The organism is Mesotoga sp. Brook.08.105.5.1, from assembly GCF_002752635.1.
Taxonomy (GTDB): domain Bacteria; phylum Thermotogota; class Thermotogae; order Petrotogales; family Kosmotogaceae; genus Mesotoga.
Window position 1 is genome coordinate 1 of sequence record NZ_AYTW01000026.1, and the last position, 1827, is coordinate 1827.

Genomic DNA, 1827 nt, shown 5'->3' on the forward strand with positions numbered 1-1827 from the left:
CGGGATCTAGTGATGAAATATCTTCAGTCACCACGCCAGCCTCGGTTGGTTTGAAGTAGTTGACAACAAGCTTCTTGTTTTCGAAATCCTTTATTAGTTTGTTCGTATTTGTCGTTGTTTTTAGTTCGAAAAGGTCGAGGAGAAGCTTCCTCTTTTTGTCTGCAGTTGCTTCAGGATGAGATACAAAAAAAAATAAAAAAATAGGGACAAAAATAAAAAGTAAGGGACCTTATCATATTAATAAGGAAAAAACTACTAATCAGGTGACATTCAAGTTCTCGACCACATCCTTAGTGGCAGCTAAGGATGGATGAGCATCCTGGGAGTATTCAGGATTTGTGAAAGCCTCAGGAATTGTTGTATTATTCTGTTGAGTGGTTTTAATTCCTTTGGCATTGAGGAACAAGGTTTCATCGTATTCTTTCATCTTTGACAACATGGAGAATGCGATTTTGAGGATGATGTTCCCCAGTGCTCTGAGGGCATGACCGTAAGTCTTGCCCTCTTTTCTTTTTCTTTTGTAATAGTTTCTTGCCCATCCACAAGTCTTCAGAGAAGCGAAAGCTGCGATGTGAATCATGCTTCTGAGGTCGTTGTCGCATTTCTTTCTCATCAGCATTATTGACTTTCTGCCACTTTGAAAGAGGAAGGGAACAGTTCCAGCGTATTTCTGCATCTCCTGGTAGCTTCTAAAATCATGTGTGAGATAGGCCTTTACTATGTATGAGCCTATTACAGCCTTTACACCAGGAATAGAAAGGATGATCCTGTATGGACTATTCTCTAGGGTCTCTCCCATCTCTTTCCTAAGGCTTTCTGCTGTGCCTCTTAAGGCAAGAATCTGGTTTGCCAGGAACATTATGAGATTACCCTCACATGATGTATCGCCCCAAGAGATCCCTTCGCTTCTTATCCTGTCAAGCTTCTTTCTCAAGATACTAGTCATTCTGTAGTTCTCTTTGTTCAGTATCTTCCTAAGCTCTTCGTTCGAAACTTTCTTCAATTCAGTTATCGTAGGGCAGATGCTAAGAATCCTCAAGGAGGTATTTGATCTGTACTGCTTATCCATAATGTGCAAGTATTCGGGGAAATACCTCAATAGGACTGAATACAATCTGTTGCACTGTTGACTGTGCGTTTTGGATACAATGTTGTACATAGTCACCAGTTTAGTGATCTTCGCTCCGACCCCTGAATATCTTGCCTTGAGACAATAAGAGGGATGTTCCTTGAAGGTAAGAGCTATCGCCTTGGCATCTAGACTATCGCTCTTTGCCCCGGAACTAAAATGATACTTCCTGGCTTCTTTGGATCTACAAGGAGGTAAGACATACACCTCTCTATTGTTAATGAGAAGGTAGTCTCCTATCCTGTTGTTTGCTTCTTCGATCACGAAAACTGCATCTGGATAATCGTTCAGCAGTTTACCGTAACCTTCTACAGAGTCTGGGATCTTGAAACTCTTGTCAGCCTTGAGGTCATAGCAAGTATGGGAGTCAGCTGACCAGTCGATACCTACGATCGTACCGCTTTGCTCTTTCATCTCACCAACACCTCGCAATAAATGGATTAGCAGTCTGTGAGTACCGATTTCCCTGTTGTAGCGTTCCTGAGGATCTTTCCCCGGATGAACTTATCATAGAACCTGAAGTACTCCCAGGAAGAAGACGAGTGTTGTCCCTTTGTAGCTCTTCCTTCATAAGGAAGGCTGATAGACACCAAGTCTCTACCTTCTCCCTGACTGCCACCATCATTGTAGATAAATCATTCCTTAGAATTCAAGTCATAGCTTATATATCTACAACAGACTCCATTTTCTCAAGATCG

General features: G+C 41.9%; 1 protein-coding gene. It reads right to left on the bottom strand.

The window, feature by feature from the left end:
* Positions 1-259: 259 nt before the first annotated feature.
* Positions 260-1543, bottom strand: coding sequence for a transposase (locus V512_RS09325; RefSeq protein WP_099830208.1), 1284 nt, complete (start codon positions 1541-1543; stop codon positions 260-262).
* Positions 1544-1827: the final 284 nt, after the last annotated feature.